This is a genomic window from Martelella sp. AD-3 (genome assembly GCF_001578105.1).
Classification (GTDB): domain Bacteria; phylum Pseudomonadota; class Alphaproteobacteria; order Rhizobiales; family Rhizobiaceae; genus Martelella.
The window spans coordinates 3,286,419-3,305,408 of sequence record NZ_CP014275.1; the positions used below are offsets into that span (position 1 = coordinate 3,286,419).

General features: G+C 61.9%; 18 protein-coding genes. 4 read left to right on the forward strand and 14 right to left on the reverse strand.

Annotated elements, in window-relative coordinates; translation table 11 throughout:
- The first annotated feature begins 108 nt into the window (after positions 1–108).
- The 3 genes from AZF01_RS15265 to AZF01_RS15275 all read left to right on the forward strand — a co-directional run bounded on the left by AZF01_RS15265 (position 109) and on the right by AZF01_RS15275 (position 2,781).
- Positions 109–1,020, forward strand: coding sequence for a LysR family transcriptional regulator (locus AZF01_RS15265; RefSeq protein ID WP_024709346.1), 912 nt, complete (start codon positions 109–111; stop codon positions 1,018–1,020).
- Between the two features lie 76 nt (positions 1,021–1,096).
- The gene (locus AZF01_RS15270; RefSeq protein ID WP_036237900.1) at positions 1,097–1,738 is read left to right on the forward strand and encodes a DUF1007 family protein; all 642 of its coding nucleotides are present in this window, start codon (positions 1,097–1,099) and stop codon (positions 1,736–1,738) included.
- On the forward strand, positions 1,729–2,781 hold the full coding sequence (locus AZF01_RS15275) for a nickel/cobalt transporter (protein WP_024709344.1): 1,053 nt from the start codon (positions 1,729–1,731) through the stop codon (positions 2,779–2,781). Before AZF01_RS15270 ends, AZF01_RS15275 begins: the two co-directional genes overlap by 10 nt.
- Positions 2,782–2,786: 5 nt before the next feature.
- On the opposite strand, the gene AZF01_RS15280 is transcribed toward AZF01_RS15275, so the two are convergent.
- From AZF01_RS15280 to AZF01_RS15290, 3 genes are read right to left on the reverse strand one after another with little or no spacing between them, the layout of a single operon-like run.
- Complete coding sequence (locus AZF01_RS15280) at positions 2,787–3,698, reverse strand: U32 family peptidase (protein WP_024709343.1); 912 nt, start codon at positions 3,696–3,698, stop codon at positions 2,787–2,789.
- Between the two features lie 12 nt (positions 3,699–3,710).
- The gene (locus tag AZF01_RS15285) at positions 3,711–4,688 is read right to left on the reverse strand and encodes a peptidase U32 family protein (RefSeq protein ID WP_024709342.1); all 978 of its coding nucleotides are present in this window, start codon (positions 4,686–4,688) and stop codon (positions 3,711–3,713) included.
- A complete protein-coding gene (locus tag AZF01_RS15290; protein ID WP_024709341.1) occupies positions 4,679–5,188 on the reverse strand; it encodes an SCP2 sterol-binding domain-containing protein in 510 nt (169 codons plus the stop codon). Before AZF01_RS15290 ends, AZF01_RS15285 begins: the two co-directional genes overlap by 10 nt.
- 106 nt (positions 5,189–5,294) lie before the next feature.
- Here AZF01_RS15290 and AZF01_RS15295 point away from each other — a divergent pair, with 106 nt between their 5' ends.
- Entirely contained in the window at positions 5,295–6,788 is a 1,494-nt protein-coding gene (locus AZF01_RS15295; protein WP_036237896.1) for a UbiD family decarboxylase, read from the forward strand.
- 18 nt (positions 6,789–6,806) lie between these two features.
- Here AZF01_RS15295 and AZF01_RS15300 read toward each other — a convergent pair whose 3' ends face one another.
- The 11 genes from AZF01_RS15300 to AZF01_RS15345 all read right to left on the reverse strand — a co-directional run bounded on the left by AZF01_RS15300 (position 6,807) and on the right by AZF01_RS15345 (position 18,905).
- Positions 6,807–7,559, reverse strand: coding sequence for an ABC transporter ATP-binding protein (locus AZF01_RS15300; RefSeq protein WP_051424129.1), 753 nt, complete (start codon positions 7,557–7,559; stop codon positions 6,807–6,809).
- Positions 7,560–7,579: 20 nt separating this feature from the next.
- Positions 7,580–8,428 carry a sulfate ABC transporter permease subunit CysW gene (cysW, locus tag AZF01_RS15305; RefSeq protein WP_081725847.1) on the reverse strand — a complete coding sequence of 283 codons (849 nt, stop codon included), beginning with the start codon at positions 8,426–8,428 and terminating at the stop codon, positions 7,580–7,582.
- Positions 8,429–8,431: 3 nt separating this feature from the next.
- Positions 8,432–9,277, reverse strand: a complete 846-nt coding sequence (cysT, locus tag AZF01_RS15310) for a sulfate ABC transporter permease subunit CysT (protein ID WP_024709339.1) — start codon at positions 9,275–9,277, stop codon at positions 8,432–8,434.
- Positions 9,278–9,641: 364 nt separating this feature from the next.
- The gene (gene cysP, locus AZF01_RS15315; protein ID WP_024709338.1) at positions 9,642–10,649 is read right to left on the reverse strand and encodes a thiosulfate ABC transporter substrate-binding protein CysP; all 1,008 of its coding nucleotides are present in this window, start codon (positions 10,647–10,649) and stop codon (positions 9,642–9,644) included.
- Between the two features lie 324 nt (positions 10,650–10,973).
- Entirely contained in the window at positions 10,974–11,519 is a 546-nt protein-coding gene (locus tag AZF01_RS24065; RefSeq protein ID WP_156484740.1) for a hypothetical protein, read from the reverse strand.
- A gap of 330 nt (positions 11,520–11,849) precedes the next feature.
- A complete protein-coding gene (locus AZF01_RS15320; RefSeq protein ID WP_197489608.1) occupies positions 11,850–13,019 on the reverse strand; it encodes a helix-turn-helix domain-containing protein in 1,170 nt (389 codons plus the stop codon).
- Between the two features lie 193 nt (positions 13,020–13,212).
- On the reverse strand, positions 13,213–14,346 hold the full coding sequence (locus AZF01_RS15325; RefSeq protein ID WP_024708648.1) for an ABC transporter ATP-binding protein: 1,134 nt from the start codon (positions 14,344–14,346) through the stop codon (positions 13,213–13,215).
- Positions 14,347–14,375: 29 nt separating this feature from the next.
- Positions 14,376–15,803, reverse strand: coding sequence for a sulfatase-like hydrolase/transferase (locus AZF01_RS15330; protein ID WP_024708647.1), 1,428 nt, complete (start codon positions 15,801–15,803; stop codon positions 14,376–14,378).
- Between the two features lie 10 nt (positions 15,804–15,813).
- Positions 15,814–16,653, reverse strand: a complete 840-nt coding sequence (locus AZF01_RS15335; protein ID WP_024708646.1) for a carbohydrate ABC transporter permease — start codon at positions 16,651–16,653, stop codon at positions 15,814–15,816.
- Complete coding sequence (locus AZF01_RS15340; protein WP_024708645.1) at positions 16,646–17,506, reverse strand: carbohydrate ABC transporter permease; 861 nt, start codon at positions 17,504–17,506, stop codon at positions 16,646–16,648. The genes AZF01_RS15335 and AZF01_RS15340 overlap by 8 nt, the downstream gene beginning before the upstream one ends.
- A 49-nt stretch (positions 17,507–17,555) precedes the next feature.
- Positions 17,556–18,905: an extracellular solute-binding protein gene (locus AZF01_RS15345; protein WP_024708644.1), complete on the reverse strand. Its 1,350-nt coding sequence runs from the start codon at positions 18,903–18,905 to the stop codon at positions 17,556–17,558.
- Between the last annotated feature and the right edge of the window lie 85 nt (positions 18,906–18,990).

The window sequence follows — 18,990 nt, forward strand, 5'->3', positions numbered from 1 at the left end:
TTGAAAATCAAGTGGGTGAACCCCAAAATCCTCTTATCCAAGATCGCATTCGTGCTATCTGTTTGACAAAGCTCAAACAAATTTCCCCGCCAGCCAACAGGAGCGGCCATGGACACCCTGACGCGGATGCGCGCCTTTATCGATGTGGTCGAAGCCGAAGGCTTTTCGGCCGCCGCGCGCAAGACCGGACGCTCGAAGGCGCTGCTTTCCAAATATGTGCGCGAACTCGAGGACGACCTCGGCGCCCTGCTCCTGAACCGCACAACGCGGCAGTTCTCGCTGACGGAGGCAGGCCATATCTATTTCCGCCGCGCCGCCGAGATCGTTCAGGAGGTCGACAATCTCTCCGACGCGGTGCGCGCCAACAACACGGATTTGCGCGGCAGACTGCGGATCTCGGTTCCGCGCACCTTTGTCGATGCGCCGGCCGGCCAGTCCCTGATCGATTTTGCCAAGGCGCATAATGAGCTGACGCTGGAGATCGTCGCCGAGGACCGGTTCGTCGATCTCGTCGAGGAAGGTTACGACGTCGCGGTGCGGATCACCCGGCTCGAGGATTCCACCATGATCGCGCGCAAGCTCGCCGATTCGATCAACCGGGTCTGCGCCTCGCCCGCCTATCTGGCAAGTCTCGAAAAGCCGCTCGACAAGCCCGCCGACCTTGCCCACCACCCGGTGATCGTCGACACCAATCCGAAATCCTTCAACACGCTCCGTTTCGTCAATCCGCAGGACGGCACCGGTTTCAGCGTGCCGATCCACGGGCCGATCGAGGTCAACTCGCCGATGGTGACCATGCGCGGAGCGCTGTCGGGCCTCGGCATCGCGCTCCTGCCCGACTTCGTTGCCCGCCGGGCAATCGACAGCGGCGAACTCGTTTCGCTCTTCGACGAGTATCTGCCGCAGCATTCCGGCATTTATGCCGTGTTCCCGCACCGGCGCTATCTGCCGGTTAAGGTTCGCTCCTTCGTGGACTTCCTGTCGAAGTGGTTCCGGGAAAACGACTGTGAAAAGCATTGAGCCGGCACGTTTCTGACTCAATTGTGATTCAGTAAGACAGAGATCGGCAGAATGCCGCCATCCAGGGGACCAGATCTTGAGATTGAAAGCCGCATTTTACGGCCTCCTTGTTACGATCGGAGCTGCAGGGCCTGCGCTCGCGCACCCGCATGTCTTCGTCGACGCACGGCTCGAAGTGGTTGCCGATCAGGACGGCAACGTCGCGGCGCTGCAGAATGTCTGGCGGTTCGACGAGTTTTTTTCGTCCTCCGTCATTCTCGACTATGACACCAACATGGACAATCGGCTGACCGGCGACGAGCTGACCGAGATCGGCGAAACCGTGCGGCAGTCGCTTGCAGAATACAACTACTATACGCAGATCACCGATAACGGCGAGGACGTTAAGCTTGCCATGCCCGACGTTATCCATGCCGACATGACGGACGGACAGCTGTTGCTCTTCTTCGCCGCAAAGCCGGAAAAGCCGCTGCCGCTGTCAGGTCATCTGACCTTCGGCGTCTACGATCCGACGATGTACACCGCGATCGATTTTCGCAACGACACCGATCTGGTGACCGAGGGCGCGGCCTTCGACAAGTGCAAGAAGAACGTTCTGAGACCCGACGCCGACCAGATCCTCTCGGAGAACGCCGACAGTCTCACCGCCGCCTTCTTCAACGACCCGACCGATATGAGCAAACTGTTCGCCACCAAGCTGGATATCACATGCGACTAGCCCGTCCCTTTTTCGCCGTTGTCCTGATGGTCCTCGCCTTTGTCGCCGGCGCGAAATTCGCCGCCGCCCAGTCGCCGCTCGGTATCGGCGCGTCGGAGCCGTCCTTCTCCTCCTCCTTCGGTCCCTTCCAGGGCGTTCTGATCACCATCAATCACTACCAGCAGCAGTTCTATCGAGCGCTCACCGGCGCGCTGAAGGCCATGCACGATGATCCGGTCAAGGTGCTCGGTCTGGTCGGGCTTTCCTTTGCCTATGGCATTTTCCATGCCGCGGGCCCCGGCCATGGCAAGGCGGTGATCTCCTCCTACATGATCGCCAACGAAACGGAACTGAAGCGCGGCATCCTCATTTCGCTGCTTTCGTCGCTGGCCCAGGGAATCATGGCCGTGCTTCTGGTCGGCACCGCCTATCTGCTGTTGCGCGGCACCGCCGTTTCCATGGGCGACGCCACGCTGTTCATGGAACGGGCGAGCTTCCTGCTGGTCGCCGGCTTCGGCGCTTGGCTCGTCTTCGCCAAGTCGCGGCCGCTGTTTTCCGGCCACGGCCCGCAGACGGTGGCCCTTGCCGGCGCAGGCGCCGACCATCACGGGCAAGACCACGACGAACACCATCATCACGACCACCGTCACGCCGCGCATGATCACCACGACCACGTACACGGCCCCGACTGCGGCTGCGGCCATGCCCACATGCCCGAGCCGTCAACGCTCGGGGCCAAGGATTTTGACTGGAAGGGCGCCGGGGCTGCTATCCTCGCCATCGGCATGCGTCCCTGCTCCGGCGCGCTGATCGTGCTCACCTTCGCGCTGCTGAACGGCCTGATCCTCGGCGGCATCGCCTCGGTCTTCGCCATGGCGATCGGCACGGCGATCACGGTCTCGGCGCTCGCCATCATCGCCGTCTCCGCGAAAGGGCTCGCCATACGGCTGGCCGGCCCCGGCTCCGGCCGCGCCACGGCCATAGGCCGCGCAATCGAGATCGGCGGCGCGCTGCTGGTGATGCTGATGGGGCTGACCCTTTTTGCCGCTTCGATGGCCGGCTGAGCCTTTCAGGCGTCGGCTGCGTATCCCACCAGCGCCGCCCCTTCACGACCGTAGAGAAAGCCGTTGGAAAGCGGGACATTCGGATAGATGGCGTTAAGCCGCGCTTTTGCTTCCCTGGCATCGATCCGGCCGTCGAGCGCGGCGCGATACACCTCGGCGACCGCCGCCATATCGCAGTCCTGGGGCGAAAGCCGGAAACGCCGGATACCCGCCCGCCGCAACTCGTCCAGCTCACCGATCAGCGACTGGCAGGTGTGCGACATGGTCTGGACCCCGTTGAGGCTCAGGAAGGGCTGGCGATCGAGCGTGCGCACATCAAGTCCGTCAGGCTCTTCGCCGCAGACGAAACTGCAATTGTCCTTGATCTTGCCCTTGGAGCGCGCATGGGCGCATCGGGCGGAGATCGCCAGCGGCACGCGGCCGAAGGCGAAGACCTCGAGTTCGATCCCCGGATCGTCACCGGCGATGGCCGCAATCGAGCTCATCGGCAATTCGGGCGGCAGGCAGAGCGCGGTCGCGCCCCGCGTCTTCAACAGCCGCGCCGTGGCGCCATTATAGACATTGACCAGCGGGCCGACCGTATGTGGCCTGCTGTCGAGATACATGAAGGCGGAGAGATCATTCACCTCGATCAGCCGCTCGCTTTCGGCGGCAATGGCGCGCAGTTTCCTGGTCTCGCGCGTCAGCGTCACAAGCGCGTAGGTGGAAATGACGACCTCCTTGCCCGCAGCCTCCAGCCGATCGATCACCTCATCCATATGGGGGTCGATGAAATGCTGACGCTTGGAGCAGACCGTCTCGCCGACTATGACGCGGGAGACCGGCGCTTCGTCGGCAATGCGGAAATAGAAGTCGCGCCATTTGGGACCGTCCCAGAGATAATAGACAGGGCCGAGCGTGAGTTGCGTGTTGGTCATGCGATCTCCTCCTTATCGCCATTTCTTCTCATAGGCGCCCGATGTCGTCTTCTGCCCTTCCGACAGGCCGCGCAGCCCCGAAAGAAGCGCGGCCCTTCGTTCCGGACCGGCATCAAGAGCGGCCTTGAGCGTTGAAACGACTTCGGCCACATAGGCCTTGCCGCGCTGGCGCCCTTCGATCTTGAGCGCCGAGACCCCTGCCGCGCGCAGCGCATCGATCTCGCTCATGACATCGAGCGAGACCGGATCCTCGAACGCATAGCCACAGGCCTCGCCGATATCGAACCGGCCCTTGCAGAGCGTCGGGTAGCCGGCGGGCTCGCCCTGGCCGAAACGGTTGATCGTGTAGCCGCCGAGCTCGGAGACCATCTCGTTGCCTTCCCGGCGATAGCGCACGTGGCTTGCGGGCGAGCAGACGCCATGCATGTTCGGCGACTTGCCGGTGGCATAGGAGGAGAGCGAGCACCGCCCCTCGGCCATGACGCAGAGCCCGCCGAAAACGAAGACCTCGATCTCGCAGTTGACGGCCCTCGAAATCCCGGCGATGTCGTCAATCGTCAGCGTGCGGGGCAGCACCACCCGCTTGGCACCGAAGGCCTGGACCAGAAAGCTGATCGCGTCCGCATTGGAGGCCGAGGCCTGCACCGAGACATGAAGGCGCTGCTCGGGCAGGTTTTCCGCCACATAGGCCATCAGCCCCATATCCGCCAGGATCAGGGCGTCGGCGCCGAGCCTTGAGGCATCCCGCGCGCCCTCGTACCAGATCTCTTCCGCCCCGGCGCGCATGAAGGTGTTGAGCGCGACCAGAACCTTCGTGCCGTGACGATGGGCATGGGCGATCGCCTCGCCCAGTTCCTCGCGCGAGAAATTGAGGCCCGGAAAGTTGCGGGCATTGGTCTCGTCGCGGAAACCGCAATAGACGGCGTCCGCGCCGGCATCGACGGCGGCGCGAAAGGCGGAGGGGGTCCCCGCGGGGCAGATCAGCTCCATGAACGCGGCTCCTCGAACAGAACCTTGCCGCGGATACGCGCCGCCGTACGGGCAACGACCGGGGCGAAGGGACCGGCAAGCGTCGAAAGATCGGTCGGCAGGTCGATGTCGCAATCATCAAGCGCGTTTCTCAGCGCCAGCATGGCTTCCATGTCGCCCGAGATCGCCAGGTCGCGCGAGAAGAACAGCGCATCGCCGTCCAGCCGGCCTTCCATCAGCGCCAGCAACATGAAGAACGGCCCTTCGACGGACGCATCTGCCCCGTCTTCGGCATCGCCGCGCAACACGGTCACCTCTTCATCCGCGGGCGCGACGACGAAGACGAAAGGCAGGTCGATCGGCCGGAAGGCGTAGCGCTTGGACTTGTGCTCGCCCAGACGCTCGAACAGGCCGGGATGGCGGCGGACCAGCCGCTGCAGCAGCATGTTGGCGGTGCGCTCGGCGATCGGAACCGGCACAAGATCGAACGGGATTGCGAGTGCTGGCGGGAATCTCATCAGTTCTGCCTTTTGTTAAGCCGCGATGGCTGCAAACTATCGGCAGCGGGGCCGCTTCGATTTGAGCTAGCGCAAAGACCGCCGCTTTTGCGGCAGTCAATGAAAACACATGAAAAAAGACGTACCGCCGCACCGTTATGACGGGCTCCAGGACTTCCTCGAAACGCTTGAACGCCGTGGCCGGCTGAAGCGGATTGCAAGGCCGGTCGCGCTGAAACACGAAATCACGGAGATCCACGGGCGGGTGCTCGCGAAGGGCGGCCCGGCGCTGATGTTTGAGAAACCCGTGGATGACGCGGGCCGGATCAGCTCGATACCACTCGTCACCAACCTTTTCGGCACGCGCGAGCGCATCGAGTGGGGGTTCGGTCTGGCCGAAGGCGGGATCGGGGAACTGGCGACGCTCCTCAGCGAACTGAAATCACCTCATCCGCCGGCAAGCCTGATGGACGCGGTGGGCAGCCTGCCGCTGTTGCGTTCGGCGCTCTCTCTCGGCGTGAAGGAAGAAAGCCGTCCGCCCTGCCAGGAGATCGTCTGGCGCGGCGCGGATATCGATCTTGGCCGCCTGCCGGTGCAATGGTGCTGGCCCGGCGAACCGGCGCCGCTCGTCACATGGCCGCTGGTGATCACCCGCGAATGCGCGGGCGCCGGCCCCGCCAATGTCGGCGTCTACCGCATGCAGGTGCTCGGCCGGAATCGGCTGATCATGCGCTGGCTCGAACAGCGCGGCGGCGCAAAGCATTTCCGCTCATGGCAAAAGGCCGGCAAGGACATGCCGGTGGCCATCGCGATCGGCGCCGATCCGGCAACCATCCTGTCCGCCGTCATGCCGCTGCCGGAGGATATGAGCGAACTTGATTTTGCCGGCGTCCTCAGAGGCCGGAAGACGCGCATCGCCCCTGCCCTCACCCAGCCGCTTGCCGTTCCGGCCAATGCGGAAATCGTGCTGGAAGGCACGGTTTCGGTGGCTGAGGAGGCCGATGAAGGTCCCTACGGCGACCACACCGGCTATTTCAATGCGGTCGAGCGGTTTCCCGTCGTCACGCTTTCGGCCATCACCATGCGTAAAAAACCGGTCTACCTGTCGACCTATACCGGACGCCCGCCGGACGAACCCTCCGTGCTGGGCGAAGCGATGACGGAGCTCTTCATCCCGCTGGTCAAGCAGCAGTTTCCCGAGATCACCGACATCTATCTGCCGCCGGAGGCCTGCTCCTACCGCGCCATCGTCGCCTCGATCGACAAGCGCTATCCCGGACAGGCCCGGCGGGTGATGATGGGGCTCTGGTCGATGCTCTCGCAATTCAACATGACCAAGCTGATCATCATCGTCGACCCCGACATCAACGTCAGACGCTGGGATGATGTGATGTGGGCGCTTGCGACACGGTTCGACGCCTCGCGCGACACGCTCATTCTGGAGAGCACGCCGGTGGACTATCTCGACTTCGCCTCGCCCAAACCGGGGCTCGGCGGCAAGCTCGGCCTTGATGCAACGAACAAGATCGGTCCGGAAACGAGCCGCGAATGGGGCGCGGTGTTGACGATGTCGGAGCCGGTGAAGGACAGCGTCGACCGGATGTGGCAGGAGCTGGGGCTTTGAGCGGAGCCCGGGGGCCGGTCAGATGCCGGCGCCCTGGTTTTCGTAGTTCGCCATCCCCTCGAGGAATTCAGCCACAAAGGGACTTGCCGGCGAGCGGACGAGCTCTTCGGCCGTGCCGAACTGCTCGATCCGGCCTTCCGACATGACGGCGATGCGATCGGCGATCTCGAAGGCCTCCTCCTGATCGTGCGTCACCAGAATGGCGGAAATGCCGACGCGGCGCTGCAGGTCGCGAAGCGCCGTGCGCAAGCCTTTGCGGATCTTGGTGTCGAGCGCGGAAAACGGCTCGTCCAGCAAAAGCATGCGCGGCTCGATGGCCAGCGCGCGCGCCAGCGCCACGCGCTGGCGCTGACCGCCGGAAAGCTGCGAAGGGTAGCGGTCCGCCAGATGGCCGATCTCCGCCATGTCGAGCAGCGTTTTCACCCGTTCGCCGATCTCGGAGCGCGATGGGCGACGCCCGCGCGGACGCATCCTCAGCCCGAAGGCGGTGTTGTCGGCAACGCTCATATGCTCGAACAGCGCATAGCTCTGGAACACCATGCCGAAGCGGCGCAGCCGCGCCTCCAGCCCGGTAATGTCCTCGCCCTCCATCACCAGCCTGCCGCTGTCGGCAAACTGCAAGCCGGCGATGATCCGCAGAAGCGTGGTCTTGCCCGAACCCGAAGGCCCCAGAAGCGCGACGAATTCGCCGGGGGCAACATCCAGATTGACGGCATCCAGTACACGGTTGCTGCCATAGGATTTCGATATGTTTTCGATTTCAAGACCCATGATCGGTCTCCCGGTTGAACTCAGTGCCCATGTGGATGCCGCGCCTCGATCACCGATCGCAGGATCAGGGTGAGAACGGCGATCACGGCAAGGATGGTGGCGGCGGCGAAGGCGCCAGTCACGTTGTAATCATCATAGAGAAGCTGGACCTGCAGCGGCAGCGTCATGGTTTCTCCGCGAATATTGCCGGAAACGACGCTGACCGCGCCGAATTCGCCGATGACGCGGGCATTCGCCAGGATCGCGCCATAAAGCAGCGCCCAGCGGATATTCGGCAGCGTCACGTAAAAGAAAGTCTGCCAGCCATTGGCGCCAAGCGTGAGCGCCGCCTCTTCCTGATCGCGACCGGTGATTTCCATCAAGGGTATCAGCTCCCGGGCGACAAAGGGGCAGGTTACGAACAGCGAGACCAGCACGATGCCCGTCAGGTTGAACATCAGTTGCACGTTCCACTGGTCGAGGAACCCGCCGACAAGGCCGGTCGAGCCATAGACGAGCAGATAGCAAAGACCGGCCACGATCGGCGAGATCGAAAACGGCAACTCGATAATGGTGACGAGCGCGCGGCGCCCCGGAAAGCGGAACCGCGTGATCGCCCATGCGGCCGAGATGCCGAAGACGATGTTGACCGGCAGGGCGATCAGCGCGGTGATCACCGTCAGCCTGATCGCATGCAGCGTTTCCGGCTCGTTGATGCTGGCCACATAGGCGCCGATCCCTTCGGAAAAGGCGCGGACGAAGATTGCAAGGCTCGGCAGGCCCATGACCAGAGCGGCAAAGGCAACGGCGATGATGACGAGCATGAAACGCCGCGCCCGGCGGCGGCGCATCAGGGCGCGAACCTGCGGATGCATGGTGTCTGTCGCCATTGATCAGCCTCCCCTCTTCAGATGCCGCCCGGCGCGACCGGTCGCGATGTTGGCGGCAATCAGCACCGCGAGCGCCAGCAGAAGCAGCGTTCCGGCGATCGCGCTTGCGGCGGGGAAATCATATTCATCGAGGCGGATCATGATCAGGAGCGAGGCGATCTCGGTCTTGTAGGGCATGTTGCCGGCGATGAAGATCACCGCGCCGAATTCGCCCAGCGAGCGGGCGAAGGCAAGCGAAGCGCCCATGATGAAGCTTGGCCAGAGCTGCGGAAAGATGATGTGGCGGAACACCTGACGATCGCTTGCGCCCAGCGTCTGTGCCGCCTCTTCCAGGTCGGTGCGCAGGCTCTCCATCACCGGCTGCACGGTTCTCACGCCGAAGGGCACGGAGGTGAACGTCATGGCAATCGCGATGCCCCACCAGGTATAGGCCACCTTGATGTTCATTTCGGCCAGCAGCATGCCCATCCAGCCATTGCGGTCGTAGAGCGCGACGAGCGCGATGCCCGCAACGGCCGTCGGCAATGCGAAGGGAAGATCTATCAAAGCATCCAAAAGGCGCTTGCCCGGAAATTTGTAGCGCACGATCACCCAGGCGAGCAGCAGGCCGAAACAGGCGTTGAATACGGTTGCCGTCAGCGCCGCCGAGATCGTTACCCGGAAGGCGGCAAGCGTACGGTCCGAAGAGATGATGCGCCAGTAATCGCCAAACCCGAGTTGCCCGAGCTGGAAGAACAGGGCGCTGAGCGGCAGCAGGATGATCAGGCAGGTAAACAGCAGCGTGACGCCGAGCGTCAACCCGAAACCAGGCATGACCCTGCGGCTCGCGCCTCTGTTCGCTGTCGGCATGATGAGAGTCATGATGGCCTTACGAAGATGATGCCGAGGTTTCCCGAAAGTCCTGTCTGGCGGTGTGCGAGGTTTGTTGGACGGCACGACGAAGTATTACACCCACGATGCATGACGCCGACGCCAGCGCGTTCCGACCGCCCCTTCCACACGCCAATCTCCCCCCTTGAGGGGGAGATGCCCGGCAGGGCAGAGAGGGGTGAACCTTCCCGGCGGACTGGGAATGCATGGCTCGCGTACCATACCCCCCTCTGTCGCTTTCGCGACATCTCCCCCTCAAGGGGGGAGATCGGGAAAGCGAGGCATACGCGCACCCGACCGTTTCCTGGTATTGTAAGCCGTCGGGCAGACGACCCCACAACTGTTACCGCCCCGCCTGGATCTGATCCAGCACGCCGCCGTCGCTGAAATGGGTTTCGTTGGCTTCACCCCAGCCGCCGAAGATCTCTTCGACCGTCACCAGCTTCACCTCCGGGAACTTGTCGGCATATTCGGCCTTCACTTCCGGATTGTGGACGCGGTTGTTGAAGGAGGCGACGATTTCCTGGCCTTCCTTGCTGTAAAGGAATTCGAGATAGGCCTTGGAAACGTCAACAGTACCGCGTTCTTCGGCGACCTTTTCGACCACGGCAACCGGGAACTCGGCCAGGAGCGAGATCGAGGGCACGACGCGCTGATATTCATCCTCGCCATATTGCGCACGGATGTTTTCGACTTCGGCTTCGAATGTGATCAGCACGTCGCCGATGCCGCGCTCGACAAAGGTCGTCGTTGCGCCGCGGCCGCCGGTATCGAAGACGGCGACATTGCCCAGAACATCGCCAACGAATTCGCGCGCCTTGGCATCATCGCCATCAAACTTTTCGAGCGCATAGGCATAGGCCGCCAGATAGGTGTAGCGGGCATTGCCGGAGGTCTTCGGATTGGGGAAGACGAGCTGAACATCCTCGCGGGCGAGATCGTCCCAATCCTTGATATCCTTCGGATTGCCCTCGCGCACGAGGAAGGCGGGCAGCGAATAGTAGGGCGATGCATTGTTGGGCAGGGCCTGCTGCCAGTCCTCGGCGACGAAGCCGTTGTCGGCAAGGATCTGAACGTCGAGCACCTGGTTGAAGGTCACGAGATCGGCCTTCAGTCCCTGAAGGATGGCGCGGGCCTGCTTGGAGGAGCCCGCATGGGACTGCTTGATGGTGACGTCCTCACCGCTCTCGTTTTTCCAGTACTCGGCGAAAGCCGGATTGATCGTCGCGTAAAGCTCGCGCGCGATATCATAGGAAACGTTGAGGATTTCCATCTGTTCCTCGGCCTTTGCTGGCGCACCGGCGGTCAGGAGGAGAGCGGCGCCAAGCGCGGCAAAAACTGTCTTTTTCATTGGGAAACCATTTTCTCGTGTTTCGAACTGTGGCGAAATCTAGAAAAGTTGATCCCCCAATCCAAGAAAACCGTTCGCCTCAATGCGCGTCGATTGGAAAATTAAATTCAATCTTTGGCGATTTGCCGTCCGTTGTTTCCGCAAAGATGCGCGCGGGTTGCGCAAGCGCCGGCCAGCCCCTGACCTGCTCCCTTGGACTGGCTGCCGGAAGAACGCCTTTGCCCGCGACCGCCCCGACAAGGCGAGGACGGACGAACCGGAGCGTCCGGAAAAGAAAAGCGGCGCATGGCAGTGACCTCCGGTCGAGCTACGCTCTCATGCAGATCATCGCCATGCGCCCAAAGCAGCGCGTTTCGGTTCCGACTTCGGCCGGTCTTGAGGACCGGCGCCGGCAGAACCTACTGCTCGTATTTTCTGATATTCATAGGTTATAAAATGGAGTTCGGGAATTTCTACTGAAATAAATCGTAAAACAGCATTGGTAATAAAAATAAAAGGAAGACAATAAAGAAAAAACAGAAGAACCTGAAAGGCCAGCGCCGATTGTAAACAGGCGTTCCTTGATAACACCGCCCGCAGAAAGATGCCCCGAAACGTAGTCGGTGCCCACAGGAACAGGTAAAAAGGCGCAACGTCTTTCGGCCGGAAGCGCTGGATCTTGACGGCTGGAATCTGGCGTTGAAAGTCATGTTTCTGATGGGTGCACGAAGATGGACCTGCGGCCACGGCGTGTCCGTTCGACGTCAGTAAAAGGCGCACGCCCGAGGCGCCAGGCTGACGGGCTGACGGCGAAACCTGACGGGCTGACGCCTGGCGCGGAGACGCAATCGAGAACGGCGGCGACGCCCCGTGGTCCGTACGGATGCGCAAAATGCAATTCGGCATCCGGTGGGAAACGCGCGGCGCCGCCCCTGTCCAAAGTCTGGCAATTCATATCGTCTGCCCCTGATAGCCGTGAGTTTGCCTAGAGCGCCGTGCGTCCTTTCGGACGCACGGCGCTCTAACCTATTGAATCTACGCATCGTGCTTTCCAAAAATCGATTCCGATTTTCGGGCCGATGCGCTAGAGCACCGGGAATCGCTGCCCGGCGGATCGATTTCCTGACTAAAGGAAGGAAAACGCCATGTATCGCTCGCACGTCCCTAATCATATGCCGAACGTCCTGAAATGGCTTTTCCGGCACCAAAGCTCGGTCGGCGTCAGGGACGCGTGAACCATTCGGACCAGACATATTTTGTCGCGGGGGATGTTGTCACCGGCGCCGCGGCCGCATGTCGCTGCCGCCGAGCCTCCCCCGGCGTCATTCCGTATTGCCGGCGAAAAGCCCTGATGAAGGCGCTTTCGGACTGGAACCCGACCGCCGTTGCGATGATGTTGATATTGGGTTGCGGCGCCAGCGGATCGGTGAGCTTGTGATAGGCTGCGGCCAGGCGCCGCTGACGCACGAAGGCAGCGACCCCGCCATGGGGTTCGAAATGGGCATAGAGGCGGGTGCGCGAGACGCCGAACCGGGCGGCGATGTCCTCCACCGTCAGCTTGTCGCTCTCTAGGTTGTCATCGATATGCTGGCGCACGTCCTGCATCAGGCTGTGCCGCAACAGGGCCTTCTGGTCACAGGTAAGATCGCTGCCGCCATTGATAACGGCAGCGAGGAAATGAACGAGCGCCGAAAAAACCCGGGGGCCATCCTGCGCCTGCATGGCGGGAGCCATGCGATAGACTTCCATCACATGCGAGCGGAACAAGCGGGCGAGCGGCATGTCGCGGCGGACGCGACGATAATGCAGCCCATCGGGATCATGCAGCAACGGAGCAAGCCGGTTGCGCGGAACCGCAAGTGCCATGAGGTCAAAGTCCTCGTTGACGGTATCAAGCGGCTCAGCATTGTCGAAAATGCAGATGTCGCCGGCGTCAAGCGTGATATCGCCGCCAGGCGCGCGGGCATGGCATCGCCCTCTTCGGAAAATCTGAACCATGTAATTGTCGATGCCGTCACGGCCGATCTGCGTGCGGCTGCGGGCGAAGGCCTGCCGAACGCTCATGCAGCGTCCCAGCGTGCCGATCCCGAGCATGAAACTGTCCACTTCAACCCGGAACGGATCACCGGCCCCTTGATCCAGAGTGGGCACGTAAAGCTGGCTCATGGCCTCCCGCCACTGGCCATAATCGGTGCTCGAAAAAAAATCGCGCGGGATTAAATCCTCACCTGCCGGCTTGGTTCTGGTCTCTTCTGGCAAAAAACGTCTCCCCCGGTGACGGCATGACGGCCGACGCATATTCCCTCTCCCCCCAATTTGAGGAAAGATAAACCCAAGTGCAAGCGGCCCCGGCGTTCGGCAGGCCGCAACCGTTTGGGAAAGGGGCGACAACCGGCTTTGCCCGCAACATGTTCGATCCGTACCGGCATGTCGATGACTGCGCATAGGCACTCGAAAGCAGTGCGCAATTGGTACACTGCGGATTCCACCCCGCCATCACACCGCGCTCTCCAACGCTTTGAAAAGATCGTACCGCTGTCTAAGAGAGACCTCCCGTCAGCCAAAATCAATATAGGCTTCGCTTTCAAGCTGGCCGAAATCCATCCACGCCGCCCAGCACTTTCGGACGGTTGACCCTGGGAAACGCCGTACCTCCGTCATTAAAGAGGTGCAAAGCGTCCGGCTGAAAGGTAACAGGGTACGCGCCCCCGCGGCTCCAGAACGTATCACCGCTGGCTTTCACCATCAGCGACTGACCACCTGCCCCCTGCAACTGCAGCATGGCATGATCACCAATATTCTCGGCAACCTCGATAGCGCAGGCGAAACCGCCGGCATCGCCAGCGGGGTCGATATGTTCCGGGCGAATGCCGATCGTCACCGTGTCGCCGCTGCGGGTATCAGGAGCGGGGCGAACCGGCACGGAAACCCGGGCAAACCCGGGAACCTCCACAACAATCGAATGGGCCTCCACAGCGGCGATGGTTCCTTCCAGAAAGTTCATCTTCGGCGAACCTATGAAGCCCGCAACGAACAGGTTTTGCGGCAAGTGATAGAGCTCCAGCGGGGTGCCCACCTGCTGCACATCGCCATGGTCAAGCACCACGATCCGGTCGGCAAGCGTCATCGCCTCGATCTGGTCATGGGTGACATAGGCCATGGTGGTGCCAAGGTCGTCATGCAGTTTCGACAGCTCGAGCCGCATGTGGACGCGCAGCGCCGCGTCAAGGTTCGACAGCGGCTCGTCGAAGAGGAACACCTGCGGGTCGCGGACGATCGCCCGGCCGATGGCAACGCGCTGGCGCTGACCGCCAGAGAGCTGGCTGGGGCGCCGCTCCAACAGATGCTCGATATGGAGAATGCCAGCCGCCGCGCGCACCTTGCGGTCGATCTCGTCCTTCGGTCGTTTGGCGAGCTTCAGGCCGAAAGACATGTTTTCGTAAACGGTCTTGTGCGGATAGAGCGCATAGGACTGGAAGACCATGGCAATGCCGCGTGCCTTGGCCGGAATATCATTGCAGCGCCTCTCCCCGATCATCAGATCGCCGCCGCTGACCTCCTCCAGCCCGGCAATCATGCGCAGGAGCGTGGATTTTCCGCATCCCGACGGGCCGACAAAAACGATGAACTCGCCGTCGCGCACCTCAAGGTCAATGCCCTTGATGACCTCCAGCGCACCATAGGACTTGCTCAGATTTTTCAGGGTAAAGCCGGCCATTGGTTTCCTCCTCGGCTGTTTCGCGTCTGTCAGGGCCGCGCGTCGAAGACGACGCCATTGCCGGTGATGAACTGGTTCGAATAAGGGTAGAAATGCTTCTCGAAGGGCATGCGCGGGGTGGCGGCATAGCGCGCGGCGAACTCCTCTGGCCTGAAGAAGGCCTCGGTCGCCGCCCGCAGTTCCGCCTTCAGCGCCGCCTCTCCCGGCGCCCGGGAGAGATCGTTCCACTCGTCGGGATCATCGGCGAGGTTGTAGAGTTCCTCGGCGCTGTCCAGGTAGAGGCAGTATTTCCAGTCGCCCCGGCGCAGCATACAGCCAGCGTGGTCCGGCTGCTTCAGCACGGCGCTCTCGCAGAAAAGGTTCCGCTCCGGCGGCCCGCCCCCGGCAAGAACCGGCGCGAGGTCCAAGCCTTCCAAACCCTCGGGCGGAGAAATCCCCGCCGCGGCGCAAAGGGTCGGGTAAAGGTCGATCAGCCCGGCAAGAGCATTCGTCCGGATCCCCGCCTCCGCCACGCCCGGCCAGCGGATGATCAGCGGAACACGGGCGGAATCCTCATAGAAGACGGTCTTCTGCCAGAGCCCCCGACGCGCCGCCATCTCACCGTGATCGGAGGCGTAGATGACGATCGTCTCCTCGAAGAGGCCGAGATAGTCGATTACGTCCAGAAGTCGGCCGACGGCATCATCGACCCATTCGACGCAGCCGTAATAGGCAGCAAGCGCCCGGGCATTCACCGCATCATCGCCCCGGTGATGCGCCGTGCCGCTTGCCGCTGCCGCTTTCTGCACAAAGGCGGGCGCGCGAGAAAGCCAGTCGGGATCATAATCCGGCAGTTCCACCCTGCCCGCGAAGCGCTCGAAGAAGCGACGCGGCGGGTTGATCGGAAAATGCGGCTTGTCGAAATGGACGGCCAGAAAGAACGGCGCATCTCCCGGACGGGCCGCGTGACCCTGCAGCCATTTGGCCGCCTCGCTGACGCAGATTTCCGTCTGCGTCATGGCAAGGGGAATGCCCGAAGGGCCGGCATCGCCGAGAATATCGCCGAGACCGGATTCGTTTGGGTGGCGGGCGGGATCCGGCTGGTGGGCCTGGCCATAGAGATCGCCGTAGGGGCGTTCCTGAAAGCCCTGGAACTGCTCGCCGTTGAAATGCGTCTTGCCCACAAGCGCCGTGCGGTATCCGGCGCCGCCGAGCGCGCGCGCCAGCGTTGGACCGTTGGCGGGCAGGACGTGGCGGTTGTCGTAAATGCCAGTCGTGCGGCAATACTTCCCGGTCAGAAGGCTCGCCCTGCTCGGCACGCAGAGTGGGTTCTGGCAATAGGCATTGTCGAAACGCACGCCGCCTGCGGCCAGCCGATCGAGCGACGGGGTTTCCACCGGCGTCTCCGCGCAATCGCCCATCGCACGCACGCTGTGCTGGTCGGAAAACAGGAAGAGGATATTGGGCTTCTTCTGCATGACGTCTCCCTCAGGCCTTGACCGCGCCGCCGAGCCGGAGTCCGCCCTTTTGCAGCGGCTTCTGGATCAGGAAATAGACGAGCAGCGTGGGCGCCGTGTAAAGCAGCGCGAAGGCGGCAAGCTGGCCATACATGGCCTCCCCATATTCCCCGAAGAAGCTGTAGAGCGAGACGGCCATCGGATAGTTGTCGCGGCTTTGCAGCAGGATGAAGGGCACGAAAAAATTGCCCCAGTTCTCGATGAAGGAAAGGATGAAGATGGTCGCGATCCCCGGCGCCAGGAGCGGCACGACGATATAGGCGACGCCTTCCATGCGGGATGCCCCTTCCGTCCACGCCGCCTCTTCCAGATCGGTCGGAATGGCATCCATGAACCCCTTCATCAGCCAGACCGCAAAGGGAAGCTCCGCCGCCGTGCGGAAGACGATGACACCCGCAAGCGTATCGACGAGGCCGATATGGACGAACATCACATAGATCGGCACCATGATGGCGGTGATCGGCAGCGCGCTGGCGAAGACGATGGTGTAGATATACTGCTTTCCGTAGCGCAGCCTGTAGCGCGACAAAGGATAGCCGGCGAAGAGCGCGAGGATGACCACCAGGCAGGACGTCCCGGCCGAAATGATGACGCTGTTCATGAAGGGCCGGATCGCGACATCCTCCGTCAGGATCGCGCCGAAATTCGTCAGGCTCCAGCGTGCCGGAAGTTGGATGGCAAGTGTCGCCTCGGCATCGAAGGCGGCCAGCACCATCCACACCATCGGCACGACGAAGGCGATGGCAACGAAGGTGAGCGCGATATCGGCGGCCAGCCGGTCGCGGGTCTTGGCCTTGGCGAGATTAGCCATTGCGCGCTTCTCCCACTTTGAACAGACGGACATAGATGAGGGAGGCGATGACGCCGAAGCCAAGCAGCAGGACGGCGATTGACGAGCCGTAGCCGATAAGGCCGAAATCATAGGCCTGATTGTACATCAGGAGCGGCAGCGTTTCCGAGCGCGTGCCGGGCCCGCCCGCCGTGGTGATCCAGATGATACCGAACACGCCGAGCGTGTTGAGCGTGGTCAGCACCACATTGATGGCGATCACCGGGCGGATGATCGGCAGGATGACGCCGAAGATCGATTGCATGCGCCCTGCCCCGTCGATCTCGGCTGCTTCAAGCACTTCGCTCGAGACATCCTGAAGCGCCGCGGAGTAGACGAGCATCGAGAAGGCGCAGCCGCGCCAGATGTTGATGACGATCACCGCGGCGAGCGGCGCCGTCAGAAGCCATTGCTGGTGGGCAAAGCCGAAAATATCGAAAATCTGGTTCATGCCGGATTCGTCGCCGCGCAGGAATGTGTACCAGAGGAAGCCCGCGACGACTTCCGGCACAACCCAGGCCGTGATGACGATGACCGAGGCCAGACTCTGAATGGCGGGCGTCGCCATCTGCCGCACATAGGCGATGCAGAAGCCGACAATGTTCTGCCCGGCAACGGAGAGGCCGACGAAAACCGCCGTTCGCCCGAGCGCCGCCCAGGTGCGCGGATCGGTAAAGAGATAGTAGTAGTTCTCAAAGCCGATAAAACTTGGATTGCGGGCCGCATAGCCCGACAATCCGAGATTGGTCATGGATGTGTAGATGGCCCAGATGATCGGCACCAGAAAGAAGGCGACGATCATCAGGGTGGCCGGGGCAAGCGGCACAATGCGCATCAGCACTGCTGCCGGCCCTTGACCCGTTCCGCTTGCCCCTTGCGCCATGTCAGTTCGCTTTTTCGACGTTTGACGAGCCGGCAAGGCGGGTGAGCTGGCGGTCGAAGCGACCGGCCGCGTCTTCGACGCTGTCTCCGCCGACCGTTACGGCCTCCATCGTCTCCTGGATGAGCGAGGAAACCTGCGGATAGATTTCCAGCGCCGGGCGGAAATTGGTCACCTCAACCAAAGAGGAGAAGAAACCGGCGGTCGGATTGGTTTCGAGATAGGTCTCGTCCGCGATGACGTCCTTGCGCACGCCGATCGATCCGGCGCGAATGGCATAGGTCAGGCTGTTTTCGAAATTGGCGACCGTGGTCATGAAATCGAAGGCGAGATTCTTGTCCTCGGTCTTCGGGCTCATGGCGATGGTCCAGCCGCCGGACATGGAGGTGAAGCCGTTGCCCTGGCCATTCTGCGTCGGGATCTTGGCCATGCCGAGCGTCTCGTTCCACGCCGCCCAGGGCGCGGTGCCGCCCTCGATCCAGCGCGCCCAGATCCAGTTGCCGTCAATGAACATGGCAACCTTGCCATCGGGCACGCGTTGCTCGACCAGAACGTTCTGGAAGCTCGAATCCTGAAGATCGGTATCGGATACGAGATAGCCGTTGTCATAGGCGGTTTTCAGGAAGGCCAGAGCATCGCGGAAGCCCTTCGAGCCGACGACCCATTTCTGCGTTTCCGGATCGAAAAGCGTTGCCGAGAGCCCGCCCGGCGTGCCGGAGATCAGGTTCATGAGACCGCGCATCGTGCTCGCCTCGTTGCCGGCCTTCGTTACATAGATATTGATCGGATCGACGCCGGGGAGGTTTTCCTTCACCTTGGCCGCGGCATCGAGAATGTCCTGCCAGGTCTTCGGCTGCCAGTCAGCCCCCACTCCGGCCTTTTCGAGAAGGTCCTTATTGTACCAGATAGCCTGGGTGTCGGTGCCGAGCGGAATGCCATAGACCTTGCCATCGACGAAAGACTTGCCGTTCTGGACCGCGATCTGGGAGAACTGATCCCACTCTTCCCAGCCGGAGAGCCGTTCATCCAGCGGCTCGAGATAGCCCGCGGCAGCATCCGCAGTGATCTGAAAACCATCCTCATAGATGATGTCAGGCGCCGTCGACGCGGACTGGTTCATCAGCGAAACCTTGGTGTAGTAGTCGCGCGCCGACGAACTGATCGCGTTGAGCTCGATCGTGTCGCCGGGGTGTTCGGCTTCGAATTCGGCCTTGGCCGCCTCCATGACCGCCGACACATAGGGCGAGTCGCGATAGACAACAGACAATTCCTCGGCCTGCGCCAGAGCAGGCAGGCCGCAGGCAAAGCCCGCGGCCAGCAGCGTTGAAAGCTTCAGTTGAGCACGCATGTTCATGTTGGTTCCTCCCTAAAAGACCTGCAAACGATATCACATATTTTCTTCCGGTCAACAAAGCCGCATACCAAATTTCGCTTTGGAT